This window comes from Fimbriimonadales bacterium (assembly GCA_035559795.1).
Taxonomy (GTDB): Bacteria; Armatimonadota; Fimbriimonadia; order Fimbriimonadales; family ATM1; genus DATMAR01.
In genome coordinates this window covers 159,049-173,051 of record DATMAR010000012.1, presented here as the reverse complement: position 1 = coordinate 173,051, position 14,003 = coordinate 159,049, and the positions used below count along the sequence as shown (strand labels likewise).

Genomic DNA, 14,003 nt, shown 5'->3' with positions numbered 1-14,003 from the left:
ATGGAAGAGTGTCGATTGTTTACCGGGCGGACTCATCGTGCGCTCGAGGTGTCCAATCGCGTGTAACGAAGAGTAGTTTACCTTCGATGGCTAAAGACGGAATCGCCAGATGATATTCGCGCCGTTTTCCATAGCGAGGATCATGCGTGCGCTGTAGCCTTTCGCATGCCCATCTCCGAAAATCACGTTCGTAAAACCATCGTCACGGCCTGTTCTTTGATGCCTTGCCCAGATGGGCTTTAGTTTTCCTGGAGGCAGGTTCTGAAGTTCTAAAACCAAGTCTCGATCAGAAATAAGAGGTAATCCTAATTCGGGATAATTTGGGTTATCGAGGCCATTGTAAGGGCTAAAAAGATATCCTCGGTACTTTAACGATAGCGGACCACCGGGAGTATCAGCGAAAAGCGCGACCCGGCTCGGCTCTTCGAGTTTGATAATAGATGCAACCGTCGTGAAGCCTTCGCATACATCCGGGTCGAAAGAGCCCTCATCGCAACCATTCGCGTCGTAAGCAGTCGCTTGCGTGAAACCGATAGTCATCTCTCCGCGCGTAGCCCAATCTGCAGCAAACTTTCCATCTGTACTCGGACAGATAAAAATTTGACGGTTATTCACGTAAGGGAAGACTTGCATAGTCCAAATTCTTAAGGGATCTTCAGGGGGGAGCCCGAAGTTTGCAGCCATCGGATAATTTCCGTCATGAGAATCTGTGTACATGCTCACCGCCATGCCGAGTTGCTGGGCTTGTGTAAGACATGCAGCTCGTTTTGCAGACTCCTTCGCCCGTTGGAAAACGGGAAAAAGTATCGCAGCAAGAATCGCGATAATGGCAATGACGACGAGAAGTTCGATTAGAGTGAAAGCCGAATGGAATTTATTCACTTGTTTGCGCATAGGAATTTCCGAATATCTTGTGTTACAGGACGTAACTTATCGCAAGTTCCGTTCTTGCTCGTTTTATCCATCGGAATTTACCATGTCTTCGGGAAAAACTAAGTAACCCTCCTCACCATTATCGATAATTCGTACAGGTGCAGCACGCTCGATCATCGCCAAAACTTCGTCCAATGGTATAGGTTGACCATCGCCTAAAACCGGACGCACTTTTATGCGCACGTTTTGAACTCCAGGCAAGAGTTCGAAGCGTTTATGGCTTTGATTCGAGATATCCGTCAAAAGATCGAGCAGCGTGGTTTCTCCTTTCGGCAATACGACCAAGACTGTTTTTGTTTGAGAAGGCTGTTGTGGAGAGGGAAGGGAAGGTTGTAACTGTTCGTATTCCATCTTCGGAGCATTCGAAGTCTCCCCAGGAGGCACCAAAATTGGCTCAAGCCCCTTCTTTGGTTCGCTTTCTTGTGGCGCGGTTCCGATGTCGGGTTGTGAGATTCGTTCATTTTGTTCTTTCGTCGGTGATTGCAAGTTATTAGTAACGAAGTAGGCGGCAAATCCCAAAGCAAAAAGGAGGACTAATGCGGCGGGAATCGCAATGAGTCGCCATGTCCGCAAAAGTCGTTTCTGAACAGGGCGCTGGAAGGAGAGTTTGAGTTCTTTTAGAGCCTCGGGCTTTGATCTGCGAAGGGCTTCTACCATGGCACGACGTGTGGCAAGGGTTGCACGGAGGTCGGGATACCTGCGTGCAAATTCCTCTCGGGTTTCAGGATTGTCACTTTCTGCCGCGACCCATAGAAGTTCGTCTAATTCCGGAGGAATTCTTCGTTCGTGTTTCATTTAATCCATCCTCACAACGCACGCACAAACCATTTGTAAAATCAGATGCTCGAAGGGGTCGGAAAGTCACCGTAGAGGGGTCATTCCTCGCTCTTAGATTGTTTTTCCAGTAACTCATATCTTTCCTTGAAACGCTCTCTTGCTCGGTAGAGTCTCGTCTTTGCCGCATTCGCACCGCATTTCAGGGCTTCCCCGATATCTTCCAGAGACATGTTTTCCCAGTAAAACATCGTTAGAACAGCCCTATCGTCGGGTTTTAGCGTTGCTAATGCTCGATAGACCTTAGAGGTGTCCTTTTCTTCCTCGACCTCTTTTGTAAGTTCCTCTGCCTCCTCCAACGGTCTGATTCGACTGCGGTATTTCAGCCTGCGGCTTATTTGAATTGCGGTATTGACTGCGATTCGGAAAATCCACGTGCTCAGTCGACTACGCTGCCCGAATTTGGGCAGATTGTTGTAAATCAGCGTAAAGGTTTCTTGAACGGCATCGGAAGCATCTTCCGGATTGAGCAGTATTCCTTTTGCAATTACGTAAACTTTTTCTTTGTAGCGGTCGTAGATTTCATCGAATGCTCGAGAATCCCCCGCGATGAAGCGACGGACGAGAATAGCATCGGCATCCTCGATGGGACTAGAACTACGAGACGCTTCGGATAACATTCTTTCTTTAGGACGTAACAACAATGTGCAGGTTACCTGCGGGCTTTTTTCGAATTTATTAAACTCGGTATCCTCGAATATGGTTAATTTATCGAGGGGGCCCGTAGCTCAGTGGCAGAGCGGGCGGCTCATAACCGCTTGGTCGCTGGTTCGAATCCAGCCGGGCCCACCAGAGATTAGCAATTTAAAATTGCTACAGAATTTCGATAAAAGGAGTAGTATTAACTAAACGCCGAAAAGTGCCGTTACCGCTAGGGGAGCCTGAAAAGGCTGAGAGTCCCGACATTCGGGAGACCCTTCGAACCTGATCCGGATAGTGCCGGCGTAGGAAAGCGGATGGCTGGGAAGATTTTTCGAAAGCCGTTCCGCATGGGAACGGCTTTCGGCTTAACAGTCATGAAAATGGAGGTTGCTTATGAAACATAAGGCGTTTACACTCATCGAACTTTTAGTCGTCATCGCCATCATCGCTATTCTCGCCGCGATTCTTTTCCCCGTGTTTCAGCGCGCAAAGGAAGCCGCGCATAGAACTGCATGTCTATCGAATGGGAATCAAATCGGAAAAGCAGTCGCAATGTATTTAGAAGATTACGATGGGACGTTTCCCATTTTTTACGCATATAACAGTCAGCCCCCCGCAGGAAAGCCTGGACATAAAGGTGTGGAAGTTTTGCTCACACCGTATACGTCAGGAAGCTCAAAAGTAGATGCGGCAACGGGGCAGACCTATGCGGGTTTGAATCCTGTTTTTAAATGTCCGTTAGATACCGGTGGACCATATACGGACAAGGATGTTCCCACTTCCACGAGTTACTGGGATGCATACGGGAGCAGTTACCGCTTCACGAAATGTATGTACACGGTTGTAGAGAATGAATCCTCTCAAAACAACGTTCTTTTCGATTACACGAAAGTGGTTTTAGAATCAGCCGTGCAATTTCCCGCGGAAACGCGCATCTTGCGCGACGAAATGTTCACATTTTTCGACGACGAGATTACGCAGGATGCATGTGCTCGATACGGGTATGACTGTCCACCTCCATGGAACTTTTATCGGAAATGGCATTCGACTGGAGGAACGATGATTTTCGCAGACAGTCACGCGAAACACATCGGGGGATCTGCGCTTTTCGACGATACTTTCGTAGACCCAGAAGGTCATCGCTCAGGCGATCCTCATGATGAATTGGGAACGTGGTATTGGGCTTGCGATTAGCCTGTATTCGATGATTGTCATGTTTAGAGAATGATGTCCGTATCCATCCGGTTCTCCTTGTTGCGCAAGGGGAACCGATTTTTTTAATCATTGGGATCTCCCGCTTCCAATAGGAAGGCTTTAACGGAGCGACTTACTGTGTGTTTTTATACTTTTCTAATTGTTTGCCTTTTCGAAAAATTGCACGTTTTTTGCTGTGAGAATTTGTATAATAAAAATAAATATATTCAGTCATTTTATCAGGAGAGAAAGGAAATGTTGATAATAGGAGCTTTGTTGTTTACGACTTCTTTATGCGAACCTGTCGCTCGTGTCATCACAATCACCCCGCCCGATGAGCCAGTTGCTACTCGTGCGATTGTGGAGACTGTTCCGTTTATCGTTTATGACGAATCCTATCGCGATGAGCCTCCTCAAATGCCAGGATGGCCAAAAACCATCCCTTCCGACCCCAATTTTGCCCCGATCAGAGGAGCGACTCTCGCCGACTTAGATAACGATAAAAAACTCGAAATCATCGTCCCGAGCACGCTGGGGAAATTGTATGCGTGGAAACTCGATGGAACGCCCTATGGGAATTTTCCTGTAACGACTATCGGTTTTCCGCAGTGGGCTGCGAGCGTAGGGGATTTGGATAGAGATGGCAAAGTCGAAATCGTACAGACGACGCGTGGCTGGACGAGCGGCGGACGACTTTACGTTTTCGACAATACTGGAAAAGTTCTGCCCGGTTGGCCCAAATCATTGAATGGAAACAATGTCGAATATAGTGCTGTGCTTGCCGATTTGGACAAAGACAGTAAATTAGAGATCATCGTCGGAGAGCGCGCATATCCCATCGGAAGAATTCATGTTTTCGAAAAAGACGGCACGGAATGGGGGGGCAATTGGCCCGTAACCATTGATCACGTTCCTGCGCAAAGCGCTGCCGTCGGAGATGTAGATGGAGACGGGAACAAGGAAGTGTTTTACACTTCTTACGTTTCCATGTATTTGATCCGAAAAGACGGAACGATAATGCCGGGTTGGCCGAAGCAAATACCGAATGCGAATTTCAGTTATCAATCCGCTGCACTTGCGGATTTGGATGGCGATAAAAAATTGGAGATCATCGTAGGTGCTCACGGTAATGCACCGGGATTTTATGTTTATCGCTATGACGGAAGCGCTTTTTCCGGGTGGCCAAAATTCGCCGACACTTGGACATATTGCCCTCCGACGGTTACAGATATGGAGAGGAATGGCATTCTGGATATTGCGGGGGGGCAAGCGGGATATTTCAGCGGGAATTCTCGTTGCTTTTGGATTTGGGATCGTTTCGGACAAGTACGGAATGGATTTCCTTATTACAGTTCGCATGGTGGGGGCTCGGATGGTCCACTTACGGTTGCCGACATCGAAGGAAACGGATTGCACGAAATCTTTGCGGACCACAACGTCACGATTGGCGGAAATGGTTTTTTGTTCGGGGTGACCGAAGCAGGGGGGGACATCGTTAATTTTCCTCTGCGCCCCACCGGATTCACGTATATGAACAGCGCGACGATTGGAGACGTGGATGGAAACGGTACATACGAACTTGCCGTTGTCGCTTTTGCTGAGAATGTCGTGAATGTGTATCTTTACACATTGCCTTGGACATACAAGAGGAAAACGGGAATGGAATGGCCTACCTACCACGTACGGAATACACGCGATGGCGTTTTCGGGGTAGTCAAGCCTTAGAAAAAGAAAAAATTATTTACTCGGCACAGAGGGAAGATAATTCGTTACAAACGCGCCTTACGGCGCTGCTACAGTTATTGAATCGCTTCGTAGTACATTTCTTCTACTTGTCGCGTTAGTGTCTTCCACGACAACTTCGTTTCTGCGAGTTTTCGCGTTTCCTCGGAAAAATGTCTACGCAAACCATCGTCTTTTAACATGCGAATCAACGCGTCGGCGAGAGCATCTGAATCGTTCGGAGGGATGACGAGAGCGTTAATACCGTCATCCACCATTTCGGGAAGCCCCCCCGTGCGGGTGACGATATTCGGTTTTCCGAATGCGACGGAAATCGCTAAAACTCCGCTTTGCGTAGCTTCTGTGTAGGGAAGGACTACGCAGGACGCTTCGCACATCAAACGTGCGACTTCCGGACCCTCTAAAAAGCGATTGAGCATCGTGATGCTCTTTTCTCCTTTTATTGGATTTTCGAGAGCATCCGACTCGGGACCCGTTCCTGCCAAAACCAATTTCGCATAGGGTATTTCCTTCACCTTCTCCCACGCTTTTAAAAGCACATCTAAACCTTTGTATTTCTGCATTCTGCCGAAAAACAAAACGTTCCCTTTCTGCTCTTCGTATTCGGGGTTTTTCCATCGCAGAAAAAAATCCATCACGCCATGAAGAACGACATGAATTCGCTCGGGGTTCATTTTCGGATAAATGCGTAAGAGTTCTCGTTTGTTGAATTCCGAAAGCGTGAGAATACGATTCGCACGATGGCGAACTTTGTCGAGCAAAGGCTTTCGTAGTGCATAGCCTTTTATGCTTTCACCTGTGTGCGGTTCGGGGTCGTGAATCGTGAGGATAAAAGGTTGTTTTTTGCGAAAAAGAAACGTCAAAAACACTAACATCAATGGGGGGTTATGCGTTTCTTGAAAATGAATGATGTGAGGATTGAATTCGCGCAATCTCCTCGTCATCGCGCGATAGCATCGGAAATAATAACCAGGCGGTTGTTGAAACCGCATTCTCGTATCCCCTTCGATTTCATAGGAAAGTTTAGGGCTCAGCATCTCCTTCCATTCCTTTCCGAGTTGAGAGAGGGCATAGTTTGTAGTTACGAGAAGAACGTCGTGCGAATGGGCTAACTCGTTTACGAGACCCAAAGAATAGGGAAGATACCAATGCGACCCGTAAAGGATTCGAAGTCTGTTCAAACTGTTTCGCAATTTACCTTAGAGCCTTCTGTTTTTCGTACGAAAAACGTATGCGAGCACTTCGGCGACTGCTTGGAAAAGTGCTGTGGGAATCATTTCGCCAATTTCCACTTGTTCGTAGAGCGAACGCGCTAAAGGGGGGTTTGCGACGATGGGAATACGTTTTTTTTTCGCTTCTTCACGGATGCGTTCTGCCATTCGCAGATGACCTTTCGCTAAAACGATAGGCGCTGGGTAGCGTTTGCTGTCGTATTTCAATGCGACAGCGTATTCGACGGGGTTCGTGATAACAACATCGGCATGTTTGATGTTCGCCATCATGCGCGCACGTGCCAAACGTTGTCTCCGACGTTGCATTTCGATGCGTAATTCGGGAGAAAGTTCTTGTTCGCGCATTTCGCGTTTGAATTCCTCTCTCGTCATGCGTAATTCTCGTTCGAGTTGATAGCGGATGAATAAATAATCGAGAACTCCCAAAATCAGCCATGCACATGCAATTTTAAGGAGGAGACTAACGATGACCGAACCAATCCATGGAATCGCTTGATTCGGTGTCAAGTACGTAAGGCTCAAAAGCCCACTCCAATTGCTCGTGATGTCGTGCCATGTGATATAGCCGATGATGAAAAACTTTCCCAAAGTTTTAAAGAAATCGAAAAGTGAGCGACGGGAAAATAAACGCTTGAATCCTTCGACGGGGTTGATTCTTTCGAATTTCGGATTGAGCGGTTCCGAAGAAAAATGAAAGCCGACCTGCGCGAAACTCACCACCACCCCAGCAAGGCTAATTAACAAAAACGGAATAAAAGCGATGACAACAGGTTTTACGATCACCCACACGTGATTCGCGAGAGTGCCGATTTCGAAATTCGAATTCGGCGAAGCAAGTCCGGCTTTCACGCTTTCTTTGAGAGCGAGAGCGAGACCGACACCGAAAAAAGGCAACAAAATCGCAGCGAGGAGAAGAGCGAAAGACGAAGATAAATCCAGGGAACGCGCGACGGTTCCTTTTTTGCGCGCCTCTTGCCGCTTGCGCGGAGTCGCTCTTTCTGTTCTTTCTTGCGTCGTTTCTGCCATAAATCTATTTTACAAATTACTTCAGGAGTCCATTGAGTAAGTTTCCGAAAGTGTCGATCGCTTCAGAAATACCATAGCCGAGTGCAGGAAGAACGAGAGATAGCGCGAGGATTCCAACGAGTAGTTTTGCCGAAAGTCCTGCCATTAGTATATTGATTTGAGGGACAGCGCGGCTGATAATTCCCATCGCGACATCTACCATAAAACTCGCCGCTGCCACAGGCAGGGCAATTTGCAAAGTCAACATCGAAAAAGAAGCCAATCCATTCAAAAGCGTAGTTAGCGATGATTCTAAAGTTAGTGCACTATTCGTTGTGTAACTTCGAACGAGTGCATTCATCATGATGTGATGACCGTTCGTTACGAATAATAAAACCAACGCCAACATGAATTTGAAGCGAGAAAGGATACTCGTAGGGATCTCGGTGTTAGGAACTAACAAAGATGCCAAACCCAACCCAATCTGCATATCGAGAAACGCGCCTGCGGATTCTGCCGCAGAAAGCACTAAGTTTACGCAGAAACCGAGCGCAAGCCCGAAAGCAATCTCGCGAAATGCGAGAGACAATAAATCATAGAGCGTCTCAGGAGTCGTGACGTTTCCGTAAATGAGTGGCGAAAGAGCCAGCGACACTGCGCCCGCAAAAAACACGCGAACCATAATCGGAATTCCGATCCCCCCGAATAGTGGGGCTGCCAAGAACATTGCGGAAGTGCGTAAAAACGCCGCTAAAAAAGCAACGAACAAGGGAATATCCCATGTCATTTTGTTACTCTTTCAATGGAATGGAAGGATTGAGCGGTGAAACTTACTATGGTAGAAAGCATCCACGACCCGAATAAGAGCAAAGCGACAATCACGGCTAAAATTTTCGGGACATACGTGAGTGTCATTTCCTGCACTTGGGTTACTGCTTGAAAAATTGCGACAATCAAACCCGCGAGCAAGGTGAGGCTGAGAACGGGCAAGCTGAGTTGAAGAGCGACGTTCATCGCTTGGCGTCCGATTTCTAAAACTTCGGATTGGTTCATCGGAACCCTCCTAAAACACCTTGAACGAGAATACTCCACCCATCGGCGAGCAAGAAAACCAACACCTTTGCAGGTAGAGAGACGACGACCGGAGGGAGCATCATCATTCCCATGCTCATCAAAATGCTCGCGACGACTAAATCAATCACTAAAAAGGGAACGAAAATATAAAATCCGATGATAAACGCAGTCTTTAATTCGCTGAGAACGAATGCCGGCACGAGTTGTTGCCATCCCACATCCTCGATGTTGCGAAATTGTTTTTTGCTCATATTGGCAAATAAAGACAAATCTTTTTTATAAGTTTGACGAATCATGAAATCCCTTCCGGCTTTCCATGCTTTGTCTTTTGCTTGTTCCAAAGTGATTTGTTTTTTTAGATAAGGCTGTAGTGCTTCGTTGTTCATTCGCTCCAGTGTCGGTGACATAACGTAGAATGTCAGAAACAAACTCAATCCGATTAAAACAGGATTGGGGGGGATGGTAGGAGTGCCGAGTGCGGTGCGCAGGAAACTGAAAACCACGACGATTCTCGTGAATGCTGTCGTCATCATGAGCAAGGCTGGCGCGAGGCTGAGAATCGTGAGAAGGGCGAGGATTTGGAGGCTCGTAGCGACTTCTTCGGGTTTCGATGCGTTTTCGATTCCCAAACGAACGGACGGAACTGCAAGCCCTTGATTGGCAGATTGAGAATATGCGATCGAAATTAGACAAAGGAAAAGGACAAGAAAAAGAAGACGCAAAAAGCGAATAGGCATGAATAAGTTTCTCATCCTCCGAGACGCTGTAACCGTGCGAGAACTTCTTTAAATCGGTCGCTATTTTCTGCTGGTTCCTCATCGGCAGAGTGTTTCAAATCAGGGAGTTCTTCGATTTCAGAGAGATTCGCGATCAATGATATTGTATTCGGAGAACTTCCGATGAGCAAGACCTGCTCGCGTACTTTTACCAAATGCAAAGACCCCCCAGCAATGGGCAGACTTTCCAATACTCGAAGTTCAGAGTCTTCCCCCCCGGTTCGTGGCTTCGAAAAACGATGAATATATTTCGGTAGCAACCAGCGAATCGCGAGAATAACGAGAGCAACTGCTAAAAGAAGTTTGAAAAGCGAAATCCATCCGAAACCGATACCATCGGAAGAGAAAGGTGGAATTGGGTCTTCTTTCAAAGAATCGAATCCGAGAGTTTCACCTGCGGCAATCAAGAAGGGTTTCACGCAGCCTCCGATAACTTGCCGATACGGTCATGAGGACTCAAAATTTCCGTTATGCGAACTCCGAAGTTTTCTTCGACGACGACAACCTCCCCTTTAGCCACGAGCCGCCCATTCACGTATACATCTACCGGTTCACCCGCAGTTTTTTCTAATTCGATAATATTTCCCGGGGTGAGCTCGATGATCTTTTGAACGGTTAACTTCACACGACCTAACTCTACGTTGATGTCCAGCGGGATGTCCATCAATATCTCGAAATCGCGTTCCTTCTGTGATTGTTTTGCGGAAACAGGTGTTGCGTCTTGCTCCTCGACATTCGAAGTGCTCTCGCCTATTATTTTTTGCAATACACTCCCGTCGAAAAGCCAAAGAAGGGTTTGCGGATTATCTCCCATTTCGATGAGATACCGAGAACATATCAATTCCGTCCGTAAATCGGAGGGGGGGCTATCAATACGTTCGACCGATGAGAGAGCCAATGAAAAACAACGAGCCAATGCATTGGTTATGGTTTCTTCATGAATGAATTCATCGGTGGGAAGAATCATCCATTGTCGACTTGGGATTTCTTCGAATGCGAATCCAATCACTGAAACCTTGCCGGGGAATTCTTTTAAAGCATTTTCCAGGTTCGTCGTAGAAATCGAGGTGAAAGTCAAAGAACACTCACGGTCGAGAATTTCTGATAGCGAACTGGAAAGAGAATCGCAAAACTCAGGTTGAAGATTTTGGAAGCGCTCGATGAGTTCTCGATATTTGTTCGACATTTTTACTCCTTGATTTTTCCGGTGATTTGAAATCCTAATTTCTTACCGATTCGAACCGCTCTGCCTGTGAATTTGGGAAAGTCTCCGATGTGAAGAAATGCGTCTTCTTCGACGGTTTGGTCTAAAATCAAGACGTCACCCGGTTCGAGTCGAATGAAATCGCGCATTTTGAGTTTTGTAGTTCCCAAACGAACAGAGCAATGAACGGAAGTCTTGCAAACATGTGCAGAAAGATATTCTTTCGTTACCGGGTTCTCTTTTTGTCCGAGCGTAGTCCATTTTTGAGTTGCAAGTTTAACGGCGATTGGTTTTAGAACCAAATAGGGAATGCAAAGACTCATCATCCCCTTTTGATTTCCTACTTTCAGTTCGAAAAGCATTACGATTACGATTTCCGACGAAGGAACGATGTTGAGAAATTGCGCACTCGCTTCTGGTACTTCGATTTTAGGTTGAATGACTGCTACCGCTTCCCATGCAGTTTTCAAAGCATTCAAAACGCGATGAATGAGTTCCGTGGCGAGAGGTCGTTCGATATCGGTAAGAGCAGTTCTTTTAATTGCTTTCCCGAATCCCCCGAGCATTTTATCGATCATGCTGAATAATAATTCGAATTCTATTTCGAAGATAGCCTGACCCGTTAGAGGAGATAAGGAAAGGATTGTAAAAAGGGAATGATTGATGCTTTTTAGATATTCTTCGTAAGGTTTCTGCTCGATGGATGTCAATTCGATATGAATGGGTGTTCGCAACAATGCCGCAAAAGCACCGCTCGCATGACGTGAGAAGTTTTCGTGGAGCATTTGTATCGTGCGTACTTGCTCTTTGGAAAGTTTATCGGGTCGGCGGAAATCGTAGAGTTGAACTTCTCGGCCGCCCGAGCTTTCCGAACGCCGCGAATGAGAACGTCCCCCCGAAATGTGCCTCTCGATCGAAGCGTCATCTGTGGCTCTTTCTTCGCTCGTTAGAGAAGAAAGCAGAGCCTCGATTTCTTCCGGCGACAACATGTCATTCATAGTTTGCTTTCTCGTCCGAACACCAGCCAGTTGTTTTGGGGTGTTATCAATTCTCGCTCCTTGACGTTCTGTGTAGGGAGCGTCGTTGTTAGAACGGAATTTATTCAGGGTCTTAGGGCATTCTCGATAGCCCGACTTGTCCTTTTACGGGCTATCAGTTCGGTTATCGGCGATTTCGGAGTTCTCCTCAGCCTCTCTCGATATGCTCGTAAACTTTTGTATATGTAAGTAGAGGGGAGTAGGCAGAAGGGACGGTACACTCGTTTTCTAATGGAGATTTTGCTGATCAACGATGACGGAATTTATCGCCCAGGGTTATTGAAACTTGCGAATGTCGTTCAAAGGCTCGGTCGTGTGGTTTTAGTCGCTCCTGATCATGAGCGTAGTGCTTGCGGGCACGGAATGACACTTCGAGACCCTTTGCGCTTGAAAGAAGTGGATGTTACCGGTGGCTTCGAAGCCTATGAAGTTAACGGTTTGCCCACAGATTGCGTAAATTTAGCATTGCGGGAGTTTTTTCCTAATGGTTGTGACCTTTTGATGAGCGGCATTAACAATGGTCCGAATCTTGGCTGGGATGTTACGTATTCAGGGACAGTTGCCGGTGCAATGGAAGGGGCGATAAACGGCGTTCCTTCTTATGCGATTTCCATAGCCGTTTTCGTAGAGGATTCTCCCATTCATTATGAAACTGCGGAGCAATGGTTGGATGAAAATTTAGAGTGGCTCATCGGATTAAAACTCCCTCGCTATACGTTTTTGAATATCAATGTTCCGAATATTGCGTATCTCGAAATTCGAGGAACTCGAATAACGAGGATGGGAACGAGAATTTACGAAGACCAAATCATCCGAAAGGTCGACCCATGGGGAAGACTTTATTATTGGCAAGGGGGGGTTATCGTGATGGATGAAAAAGAACCGGGAACGGATGTTCATGAGGTCAACGAAGGTTTCGTTTCGATAACTCCCATAAAATTGGATTGGACGGATCACGAGGCGATTGTCGCTTTAAAAGAGGAATTAGTAAAAAAACAAAGAGGAATTAGTAAAAAATAAGGAAAAATATCTAACCAAACTTCGCTACAAGACTTGATGGTTATTATGTAATCAAATCCGGTTCGGATTCTTGCACCTCTCCTTTCGGATGCAATCGCTTTGCAAGAAAGAACGGTGCAATCATCGAAGTGAGCAAGGACATCATAATGATAGTCGCATATCCAGATTCACTGAACGCACCCATACTCAACCCTGCCGCTGCGATGATAATTCCCACCTCTCCTCTCGGAGCCATTCCGATTCCAATCGTAATCGCGCGTCTCGTTCCCAAACTTCTCGCTCCGAAAGCACATCCTATCAACTTGGAAACGAAGGCGAGCGCTGTCGCTAAAATGATGGCGAGCACTAAAGAAAAATTTTGAAATACTTCGACATTCACTTTCATTCCGGTAACGACAAAAAATATTGGTCCTAAAAATAGGAGGAGTGGACGAAGTTGGTTTTCTAATTTGTATTCTTCTCCGATTTCGGAAAGAACTGTCCCCGCAAGGAATGCACCGATGATGGCGGCGAGCCCGATTTCGTTTGCCACTACTGCCAATCCTAAACATAAAGTAATCGAAAGAATGAATGGTGAATGAGGAGAAGCAGGAACTTCCATCGCTCGATGGTGTTTTCGAATCAAGCGTGGTAAGAAAACAGTGATAATTAGAATGAAAATAATAGCCTGAGTAGCGAGGATGGTCAAATGCAGCCACACCGGAAGCACTTGGGTGGATTGCACATTCGTTGGCTGAATCGCAATAGCCGAAGCCAAAAGAAGCATCGCTAAAATATCGTCAATAACTGCAGCGGAAAGAATAACTCGAGATTCTACGCGATTAATTGCGCGTAAGTCGCTGAGCACTCTTGCGGTTATGCTCACCGAAGTTGCAACGAATGCTGTCGCTATAAAGATTTGCTTAGTGAGCGGAAAAGCCATTCCTGCAGCCCATGCCCAACCGAACAAAAATGGAACGATTACTCCGAAGACTGCGACTTGAAATGCAATTCCTCCGACTTCTTTTACGGCGCTCAGTCGCGTTTCTAAGCCCACGGAGAACATGAGGAAGATGACACCGATTTCAGAAAGAACTTCGAAGATGAGGGGAGGATGAGTGTCTGTGTGAGGAATCCAATTGAAAACGCTCGGACCTATGAGAACGCCTGCGAAAATTTCACCGACTACGCTCGGAATTTTAAGACGGAGTGCGATTTCTCCTCCGACTTGCGCGGCGAGGTAGATGATGAATATCTGGAATAGAAACCGTGAAACATCCTCCACGATGTCATCTTACCAAGTAGAGGGGGAGGGAAAAACAGGCTTTTA

At 46.6% G+C, this 14,003-nt stretch carries 15 protein-coding genes, 1 tRNA gene and 1 riboswitch; of the genes, 4 read left to right on the top strand and 12 right to left on the bottom strand.

Translation table 11 applies throughout. The features are described 5' to 3' along the window. Window positions 1–90 precede the first annotated feature (90 nt). The 3 genes from VNK96_07825 to VNK96_07815 form a co-directional block, all read right to left on the bottom strand. Entirely contained in the window at window positions 91–894 is an 804-nt protein-coding gene (locus VNK96_07825; protein ID HWP31613.1) for a prepilin-type N-terminal cleavage/methylation domain-containing protein, read from the bottom strand. A 63-nt stretch (window positions 895–957) separates the two neighbouring features. Beyond that, on the bottom strand, window positions 958–1,728 hold the full coding sequence (locus VNK96_07820; GenBank protein ID HWP31612.1) for a hypothetical protein: 771 nt from the start codon (window positions 1,726–1,728) through the stop codon (window positions 958–960). An 80-nt stretch (window positions 1,729–1,808) separates the two neighbouring features. Beyond that, window positions 1,809–2,408, bottom strand: a complete 600-nt coding sequence (locus VNK96_07815) for a sigma-70 family RNA polymerase sigma factor (protein HWP31611.1) — start codon at window positions 2,406–2,408, stop codon at window positions 1,809–1,811. 76 nt (window positions 2,409–2,484) lie between these two features. On the opposite strand from VNK96_07815, the gene VNK96_07810 reads away from it, so the two are divergent. The 3 genes from VNK96_07810 to VNK96_07800 all read left to right on the top strand — a co-directional run bounded on the left by VNK96_07810 (window position 2,485) and on the right by VNK96_07800 (window position 5,328). After that, window positions 2,485–2,559 (top strand) — tRNA-Ile (locus VNK96_07810). A 71-nt stretch (window positions 2,560–2,630) separates the two neighbouring features. After that, window positions 2,631–2,735, top strand: a riboswitch (TPP riboswitch). Between the two features lie 67 nt (window positions 2,736–2,802). Continuing rightward, entirely contained in the window at window positions 2,803–3,603 is an 801-nt protein-coding gene (locus VNK96_07805; protein HWP31610.1) for a prepilin-type N-terminal cleavage/methylation domain-containing protein, read from the top strand. A gap of 255 nt (window positions 3,604–3,858) precedes the next feature. After that, window positions 3,859–5,328 (top strand): VCBS repeat-containing protein, encoded by a 1,470-nt coding sequence (locus VNK96_07800; GenBank protein HWP31609.1) that lies wholly within the window; start codon window positions 3,859–3,861, stop codon window positions 5,326–5,328. Window positions 5,329–5,402: 74 nt separating this feature from the next. Here VNK96_07800 and VNK96_07795 read toward each other — a convergent pair whose 3' ends face one another. The 8 genes from VNK96_07795 to fliM are packed head-to-tail and all read right to left on the bottom strand — an operon-like array spanning window position 5,403 to window position 11,635. Next, window positions 5,403–6,539, bottom strand: coding sequence for a glycosyltransferase family 4 protein (locus VNK96_07795; protein HWP31608.1), 1,137 nt, complete (start codon window positions 6,537–6,539; stop codon window positions 5,403–5,405). 6 nt (window positions 6,540–6,545) lie between these two features. Continuing rightward, window positions 6,546–7,604: a flagellar biosynthesis protein FlhB gene (flhB, locus tag VNK96_07790; protein HWP31607.1), complete on the bottom strand. Its 1,059-nt coding sequence runs from the start codon at window positions 7,602–7,604 to the stop codon at window positions 6,546–6,548. A 16-nt stretch (window positions 7,605–7,620) separates the two neighbouring features. Beyond that, window positions 7,621–8,370, bottom strand: a complete 750-nt coding sequence (locus VNK96_07785) for a flagellar biosynthetic protein FliR (protein HWP31606.1) — start codon at window positions 8,368–8,370, stop codon at window positions 7,621–7,623. Further along, window positions 8,367–8,636 (bottom strand): flagellar biosynthesis protein FliQ, encoded by a 270-nt coding sequence (gene fliQ / locus VNK96_07780; GenBank protein HWP31605.1) that lies wholly within the window; start codon window positions 8,634–8,636, stop codon window positions 8,367–8,369. Before fliQ ends, VNK96_07785 begins: the two co-directional genes overlap by 4 nt. Then, window positions 8,633–9,394 (bottom strand): flagellar type III secretion system pore protein FliP, encoded by a 762-nt coding sequence (gene fliP / locus VNK96_07775; protein HWP31604.1) that lies wholly within the window; start codon window positions 9,392–9,394, stop codon window positions 8,633–8,635. The genes fliQ and fliP overlap by 4 nt, the downstream gene beginning before the upstream one ends. Window positions 9,395–9,405: 11 nt before the next feature. Continuing rightward, on the bottom strand, window positions 9,406–9,852 hold the full coding sequence (locus tag VNK96_07770; protein HWP31603.1) for a flagellar biosynthetic protein FliO: 447 nt from the start codon (window positions 9,850–9,852) through the stop codon (window positions 9,406–9,408). Next, on the bottom strand, window positions 9,849–10,619 hold the full coding sequence (gene fliN, locus VNK96_07765) for a flagellar motor switch protein FliN (protein HWP31602.1): 771 nt from the start codon (window positions 10,617–10,619) through the stop codon (window positions 9,849–9,851). The genes VNK96_07770 and fliN overlap by 4 nt, the downstream gene beginning before the upstream one ends. 2 nt (window positions 10,620–10,621) lie before the next feature. Continuing rightward, window positions 10,622–11,635 carry a flagellar motor switch protein FliM gene (gene fliM / locus VNK96_07760; GenBank protein ID HWP31601.1) on the bottom strand — a complete coding sequence of 338 codons (1,014 nt, stop codon included), beginning with the start codon at window positions 11,633–11,635 and terminating at the stop codon, window positions 10,622–10,624. A gap of 270 nt (window positions 11,636–11,905) precedes the next feature. On the opposite strand from fliM, the gene surE reads away from it, so the two are divergent. After that, complete coding sequence (gene surE / locus VNK96_07755) at window positions 11,906–12,694, top strand: 5'/3'-nucleotidase SurE (GenBank protein HWP31600.1); 789 nt, start codon at window positions 11,906–11,908, stop codon at window positions 12,692–12,694. 43 nt (window positions 12,695–12,737) lie between these two features. Here the strand turns inward: surE and VNK96_07750 are convergent, their stop codons facing one another. Further along, entirely contained in the window at window positions 12,738–13,958 is a 1,221-nt protein-coding gene (locus VNK96_07750) for a cation:proton antiporter (GenBank protein ID HWP31599.1), read from the bottom strand. Between the last annotated feature and the right edge of the window lie 45 nt (window positions 13,959–14,003).

Bases quoted from the DNA above. Each gene is read 5' to 3' on its own strand.
- VNK96_07825 (HWP31613.1), bottom strand. From the start codon at position 894: ATGCGCAAACAAGTGAATAAATTCCATTCGGCTTTCACTCTAATCGAA.
- VNK96_07820 (HWP31612.1), bottom strand. From the start codon at position 1,728: ATGAAACACGAACGAAGAATTCCTCCGGAATTAGACGAACTTCTATGG.
- VNK96_07805 (HWP31610.1), top strand. From the start codon at position 2,803: ATGAAACATAAGGCGTTTACACTCATCGAACTTTTAGTCGTCATCGCC.
- VNK96_07800 (HWP31609.1), top strand. From the start codon at position 3,859: ATGTTGATAATAGGAGCTTTGTTGTTTACGACTTCTTTATGCGAACCT.
- flhB (HWP31607.1), bottom strand. From the start codon at position 7,604: ATGGCAGAAACGACGCAAGAAAGAACAGAAAGAGCGACTCCGCGCAAG.
- VNK96_07785 (HWP31606.1), bottom strand. From the start codon at position 8,370: ATGACATGGGATATTCCCTTGTTCGTTGCTTTTTTAGCGGCGTTTTTA.
- fliQ (HWP31605.1), bottom strand. From the start codon at position 8,636: ATGAACCAATCCGAAGTTTTAGAAATCGGACGCCAAGCGATGAACGTC.
- fliP (HWP31604.1), bottom strand. From the start codon at position 9,394: ATGCCTATTCGCTTTTTGCGTCTTCTTTTTCTTGTCCTTTTCCTTTGT.
- fliN (HWP31602.1), bottom strand. From the start codon at position 10,619: ATGTCGAACAAATATCGAGAACTCATCGAGCGCTTCCAAAATCTTCAA.
- fliM (HWP31601.1), bottom strand. From the start codon at position 11,635: ATGAATGACATGTTGTCGCCGGAAGAAATCGAGGCTCTGCTTTCTTCT.
- surE (HWP31600.1), top strand. From the start codon at position 11,906: ATGGAGATTTTGCTGATCAACGATGACGGAATTTATCGCCCAGGGTTA.